The 6939-nt window shown below is 54.6% G+C and carries 3 protein-coding genes; 1 reads left to right on the top strand and 2 read right to left on the bottom strand.

Annotated elements, in window-relative coordinates:
- Positions 1-128: 128 nt before the first annotated feature.
- Positions 129-2000: an Lcl domain-containing protein gene (locus CSQ89_RS18805; RefSeq protein WP_144114604.1), complete on the top strand. Its 1872-nt coding sequence runs from the start codon at positions 129-131 to the stop codon at positions 1998-2000.
- Between the two features lie 810 nt (positions 2001-2810).
- Here the strand turns inward: CSQ89_RS18805 and ggt are convergent.
- Positions 2811-4490: a gamma-glutamyltransferase gene (gene ggt, locus CSQ89_RS18795; protein ID WP_308418182.1), complete on the bottom strand. Its 1680-nt coding sequence runs from the start codon at positions 4488-4490 to the stop codon at positions 2811-2813.
- A 203-nt stretch (positions 4491-4693) separates the two neighbouring features.
- Complete coding sequence (gene htpG, locus CSQ89_RS18790) at positions 4694-6583, bottom strand: molecular chaperone HtpG (RefSeq protein WP_099407595.1); 1890 nt, start codon at positions 6581-6583, stop codon at positions 4694-4696.
- Positions 6584-6939: the final 356 nt, after the last annotated feature.

Genomic DNA, 6939 nt, shown 5'->3' with positions numbered 1-6939 from the left:
CTACCATCGCCGACAAGCCCGTTGCTGTCGCCGCGCCAAACGTGCTCAGCAAATAGTCGGTGTACAAATCGAGTTCTTTGTTCTTCATGGCGACAGGTTAGCGTATGCACTGCGTAACATCAGTTACGATGGGCGAAGCGGCAATCCGTCCGCATTATTGGACTGCCAGCTATGAAGCCAATGCCTTGAAGTTGGGCAAGGTAGACCGCCTGCTCTATCAGTTCGCCTGGTTTGACTACACCCTGGGCCTGGGTGAAATGGCACGGGACGAACTACGCGGCGCAGAAGGTGCGCCTATGCTGCGTTATACCGTGGCGAGGTTGGTAGCCGGTGTGCAACTGGAGCCGACAGCTTTGACCAAGCGGGTAGAAGACGCATTGCAAGAGGCGGACGACCAATTCAAACAGGTCAGCATCAAGCAAACCGAAATGAAAAATGCGTTGCAGGCCGCACAGGCATTGCAATCCATAGATGCTGCCACTGCCGATAAGACCATTGCTGAACTGATTGCCATCAGGCAGGCATGGGGCAAATTGCTCGACAAGCCCAAAGCGCCGCTTGTCCTGGCCGAACGCGTGCTGTACCAGACCGATGCGCAGGGTAATGTGCTAAAGGATGGTCAGGGGCAAAAGCTGCTGCGAGACGCGGTTGCCGATGCGACGCGATTGCAGCAGTCATTGGCGATGCTGCAAAACCGTTTAGTAGACCAACAGCTGGTTTACGACGAGATGGCCAGCAAAATCGCGGCGGTGAAGGCGCAATTCGCAGTACTGCAATTGCAGCCGGGCATCGATGCACTCGATCAACGCGCATCAGAAGGGGCAGCGACCGGTACTGCGCGCTTTAATGCCTTGAATGCCGCATTTACCTCCAGCACCCCTACCGTTACCGACCTCCAGCCGGCCCTGACAGCTATGCGCGCACAGCAGCTGGTGTTACGGCAAAGCATTGCTGCGCTGCAGGATGCGCTGAAGTCCGACAAGCTATCGACTGCGCAGCAACAGCTATTAAGTGGCCGGTTGCTGACTCTGCAACGTTTGTTGGTGGATGTCGATGCACTGCTGCCTCAAGCCGAGGCCAAACTGCGGTCGCTGCAGGATGTACCCAACGACTACCAGTTGATTCGTGCCGATGGTGGTTTGACAGCCAACCGCAATGATGCAGCTTGTGCGCGGGTGATTGGCGATGCGGAAGACACCGTGTGGATGTTGACCGACTTTACGTTGACCAACAACCAAGGTGCCAGCATCAAGGGACAAACGCCGTGGCCGTTGAATGGTTACTATGCATCGGGAGTGGATAGCGATAACAAGCTGGAAATGAGCAAAGCCCTGGTGGACCTGGCCCGGTTGAAAAACCTGTGTGGGTACAGCGATTGGCAGCTACCTAAGGCCAGCCAGTTGGAAACCATATTCAAGGCCGATAAAGCCAGCTTGAAAGACCCAGCGGTGTTCAGCGATCACGACGCTGCCCAGTTTTACTGGACGCGTGACAAATCGGGCTTCTACCAACTGGCATGGCGTGCACCATTCTCCGGCAGCGGTAATAGCCGGAGCGATGACTTCAGCAAGCCCAAAGCTGCTAGCCGGCTGGTCCGCTATGTCCACATCGGCGCTATCCAGGCCATCGACAGAACCGGCATTCCGCAAGCCGGTAAATCCGACTGCTTCCGCCACAAAGCGACCGCCAAGATGTGGTTCCTGGCCAAAAGTGGCAGCGTGGCCTGGCAAAAGGAATTTGGCCAGGATGGAGCCATTGAATTGCTTGAGAAAGCGAACGCGACTAACCAATGCGGCCTGAGTAGTGGCTGGCGCACGCCAAGCACAGCCGACTTGCTATCAATGGGGTTCAACACGCTTGAAGCGGAAGACAGTGCGCTGACGGGTTTGGACAGTGCCAACCAGTACTGGCAAAGCGCCAGTATGTTGGCAAATCTAAAAGGTGAGACCTCCGTTCCCGGTATATTCACCAGCGCCCGTGCTTTATTTGTGCACGATTAGATAAATGCAGTAGTAAGAATGAAATGCCGTAGCCTTTGTTGGCCAGGGCATTTTGGCCGGCAGGTACAGCCCATACTGCATGCGCCGTGCAGTCAGTTTGTCGCTATCTGAAAACGAGTTGTAGAAGGATGACAACCAGGTGCCAGCAAGTTTGGCCGCTGGATTGGTTGTTAACCTGGCGGTACGCGTACGTGATTGGCTGGTTTTTGTTTGGGTGACCTTGGCCCGAGCGGGCTTAACCTGAGTACGTTTGGAAGGGGCTGGCGCAAGCAGGGCCTTCACCAAGGTTTTATGCTGCTTGCTGCACTTTGCTAAGGCGATTGATGCTAAGCCACCATAAGCGGTTAAGGCCTTTCAGCATGATTGCGTCCTGGTGAGGTTGCAGGGGAATGATGCCGACAAAAGTCGTATCTGAGTCCCAGCAATTGTTGGACCTACTTGCCGCCTGAACGTTGACGCTACTGTGCTGACTTTGGCTTCTATTGGGGGACAAATACGAGCGTGATGTTTCGCTATCAATGGCAACGTGTCGCAAATACCAGCTGTAGGGCTTCGGAATTTCCTTATCCCTACGCGCAAAGATGTGTCGAGCGTACCAATAGAGACGTCTGCGGCATTATTTATGTATTGAGATAGAAGACCGTCAATACGTTCTTTGAGCCTGTCCAAATGTCTGCTGTACTTTGGTGATGCTGCATTGAAAATACCCATAAAACGTTCACCACATATTGTAGACGCCGCGTCACTTGCCGTTTTCACCTTGTTTCACCAGACTTTGAACAGGTAATCGTGGGGTAGTTATCCCAATGCCTACTTTACTACCTTCCCCACACCCCGCCCGCGTGGGTCTGATGCGGTTTCCAGGGTTTTGCCGTTGATGCGGATGGCCTGGATATCGCCCATCTTCCACCCTTGGTCTTTCAAGATGTAACCCATGGTCTTCAACTCGCCAGCCACTTCTTCGTTCAGTGGGGCATAGCCTTCGAAATAAATCGTGTCCTTGGGTAGCAATTGGTGGTGTACGCGCTGCGCAGCCACGGCTTGCATTAAGGGCATGTTGTAGTCGTAAACATTATTCAGTACCTGGAAGATGGAGGTAAAGATACGCGAGCCACCGGGTGTGCCGATGACCATCACAACTTTGTCGTCACGCGTCATGATGGTGGGGCTCATCGACGACAGCATGCGTTTGCCGGGTGCGATGGCATTGGCGTCCTTGCCAACCACGCCAAATGCGTTGGCTACGCCGGGTTTGGCGCTGAAGTCGTCCATTTCGTCGTTCAGCAAAAAGCCTGCGCCTTTTACCACCACGCCGTTGCCAAAGTCCCAATTCAGCGTATAGGTATTGCCCACGGCATTACCCCATTTGTCGACTACCGAGAAATGCGTGGTCTGATGTGATTCCAAGCCGGGCCGTACTTTCTCTGTGGCGGAGATGGCGTCTGGGTTGATCTCGTCGGCGCGGCGTTTCAGGTAGGCGGCATCGGTGAGTTGTTCGACGGGAACCTTGGAGAAATCAGGGTCGCCCAGATAATCGGCGCGGTCGGCAAATACCCGTTTTTCGATCTCGGAAAGCAGGTGGATATAGCGGGCCGAGTTGTGCGCAACGTCCTTGAAGTCTGCGGCGCGGTGTTCCTTGAGGGTGAGCAACTGTTTGAGTGCAATGCCGCCCGAGCTGGGTGGCGGCGCGGTATAGATAACATTGCCACGCCAATCGATACGAATCGGCTCGCGCCATTTTGCGCGGTAGCTGGTGAGGTCTTCTCGACTAATCAGTCCACCATCGGTTTTCATCTGGGCGACAAGCAATGCTGCCGTTTTGCCGCGATAAAAGTCCGCGGGCCCCTGCTTGGCGATGCGTTGCAGCGTGGCGGCCAATTCTGGTTGGCGGAAGGTTTCTCCCCCCTGTAGTTTTTTGAAGTAGGTCGAAAAGTTGGTCTTGTCGGAAAAGAACTTCACGGCGTCATCGCGGTATTGAAACTGCCCTGGTGCAACGATAAAGCCGTTTTGTGCATAGCCAATGGCGGGTTTGACCAAGTCGGCCCACTTCAATTTGCCAAAGCGTTTGTGCGCCTCCCATAAGCCCATCACCGTGCCGGGTACGCCTGCAGCCTTGGCGCCGATCAGGCTCAGGTTTTCGATGACCTCCCCTTGTTCGTTGAGGTACATGGTTTTGGTTGCCGCTTTTGGGGCAGCTTCGCGGTAGTCGAGGAAATAAGGCTTGCCCTTTACGAACAGCGTCATGAATCCACCGCCGCCAATATTGCCTGCTTCGGGGTAGGTCACTGCCAGGGTAAAAGCTGTGGCAACGGCGGCATCGACGGCATTGCCCCCGGCTTTGAGGATATGGGCGGCGACATCGGCACCGTATTGATCTGGGGCGGCAACGGCACCGGCAGACAGCAGTGTGGTCGCCGCGAAGACAGAGTGAGTGGCAGACCAAAAGGCAGTGGCGACCACGCCGTGGCGCAGAATAGTCAGGGATTGCAAGGGTGTCTCCTTATTATTGTGGGGCAGGGCAGGGCCTATGCTAGGCATGCCGCCAGCATGTTATGCCACAAAATGCATAAGGTGGTTTGAATAGACCTGCAAATTTTTGGGGGAGGACTCCGGGAGTATAGACAAAAACGCCCATTCATTGGAATGGGCGTTTTGTGTTGAAACAGGCCTGGCTCAAAGACGTTCAACAGGTCTTAGTTCGACATCGCCAACATCAGACTATTCAGCCGCTTCACAAACCCTGCCGGGTCTTCCAGCGTGCCACCTTCGGCTAGCAGTGCCTGGTCGAACAGAATGTGGCTCCAGTCGCCAAAACGATCACCCGCCAGCTCTGCCTTTAGCTTGCCAACCAATACGTGGTCGGGGTTGATTTCAAGGATAGGCTTGGAGCCACCGACGTTTTGGCCCACAGACTTCAGCAGGCGCTCCATATTGCCGCTCATGCCGTGTTCGTCTGCCACGAGGCAGGCCGGACTATCGGTTAGGCGGTGGGTGATACGCACTTCCTTGACCTTATCGCCCAGTGTTTCCTGTACTTTGGCGATCAAGTCCTTGAAGGCATCGGCCTTGGCTTCCTGTTCTTTCTTCTCGGACTCATCTTCCAGCGCGCCAAGGTCCAGACCACCTTTGGCGACGGAGGAAAGGGCTTTGCCGTTGAACTCGGTCAGGCTGCTGACAAACCATTCATCCACGCGGTCGCTCAGCAACAGCACTTCAATACCCTTCTTGCGGAAGATTTCGAGGTGCGGGCTGTTCTTGGCGGCAGAGAAGGAGTCGGCGGTGACGTAGTAGACCTTGTCCTGGCCTTCCTTCATGCGGGCGATGTACTCAGCCAATGAGACAGTTTGCTCTTCGGTGTCGGCCACGGTGGAGGCAAAGCGCAGCAAACCGGCAATGCGTTCCTTGTTGGCGTGGTCCTCGCCTACGCCTTCTTTCAGAACCTTACCGAATTCCTTCCAGAAGGCGACATAGTCGTCCTTGCGGTTTTCGGCGATGTCTTCCAGCAGGCCCAACACCTTCTTGACGCAGCCGGCCTTGATGGCGTCGATGTCCTTACTGTGTTGCAGGATTTCGCGCGATACATTGAGTGGCAGGTCGTTGCTGTCGATAACGCCACGGACAAAGCGCAGGTATTGCGGCAGTAGTTTTTCAGCGTCTTCCATAATGAAGACGCGGCGTACGAACAGTTTCACACCGTGCCTGCGTTCGCGGTCGTACAAATCAAACGGTGCACGCTTTGGTACATATAGCAGTTCGGTGTATTCCTGGCGGCCTTCCACGCGTGCGTGGCTCCAGGCCAATGGCTCTTCCCAGTCATGCGAAACATGCTTGTAGAAAGCCTTGTACTCTTCTTCGGTGATGTCGTTCTTGCTACGCGCCCACAAGGCATTGGCCTTGTTTACTGTTTCCAACTCGTCGCTGACGATGACCTCGCCATTCTCGCCATAGCTATTCCCCTTTTTCATGCGGATAGGCAGGGTGATATGGTCGGAATATTTCTTGATGATGGACTTCAAGCGCCAGTCATCGAGGAATTCGTCTTCACCTTCCTTCAGGTGCAGTACGATTTCCGTACCGCGGCCTTCTTTCGCCACGTCTTCCAGCGTGAATTCGCCCGCGCCTTCGCTTTCCCAGCGAATAGCGGTGCTGTCACCGGCACGGCGGGTAGTAAGGCTAACGCGGTCGGCCACGATAAAAGCGGAGTAAAAGCCCACGCCGAATTGGCCGATCAGGTTGGCGTCTTTTTGGGCGTCGCCACTGAGCTTGCCAAAGAACTCCTTGGTGCCAGAGCGGGCAATGGTGCCGATATTGGCGATGACTTCATCACGTGTCATGCCAACGCCGTTGTCACTGATGGTGATGGTGCGGGCTTCTTTGTCGAACGCGACATCTATATGCAGGCTGCCATCGTTTTCATACAGCGCGTCGTTGTTCAACGCCTCGAACTTCAGCTTGTCGCAGGCGTCGCTGGCATTGCTGACCAGCTCACGCAGGAAGATTTCCTTGTTGGAATACAGGGAGTGAATCATCAACTGCAAGAGTTGCTTGGTTTCGGCTTGAAAGCCGAGCGTTTGTTTGCTCATGGAAGTCACCTCGTTACGACAGGGGTTATTTGATGCTATGCGCCCAAGATGCGGTCGATTGAGGTGATTTCAAGTCAGGAGGATGCGGGCTTTGTAGGGTTGGTTTGATCTGGTCTGGGTGTGGGTCTGCTTGCCCGCTGTTTGCACATATGCGCATCTGTAAATTCACGGGTTTTGCCTTCGCAAACACGGTACGAATTTTTCGTAGGCGATGACTTCATTTTTTAAGTAACTGATGTTACGCAGTAGCTGCGAGAAGCAGCTGTAACTGATCATAAGCCGCGCGAGAGGCGTTGATCAGTAACTTGCGGCAAAGTGCGAATGGGTTCTTCTGCGTCTTGATGCTCAGGCATTCA

Origin of the sequence: Chitinimonas sp. BJB300, assembly GCF_002735695.1 — a bacterium.
GTDB lineage: Bacteria > Pseudomonadota > Gammaproteobacteria > Burkholderiales > Chitinimonadaceae > Chitinimonas.
This window is presented reverse-complemented; position numbering and strand designations above follow the sequence as displayed.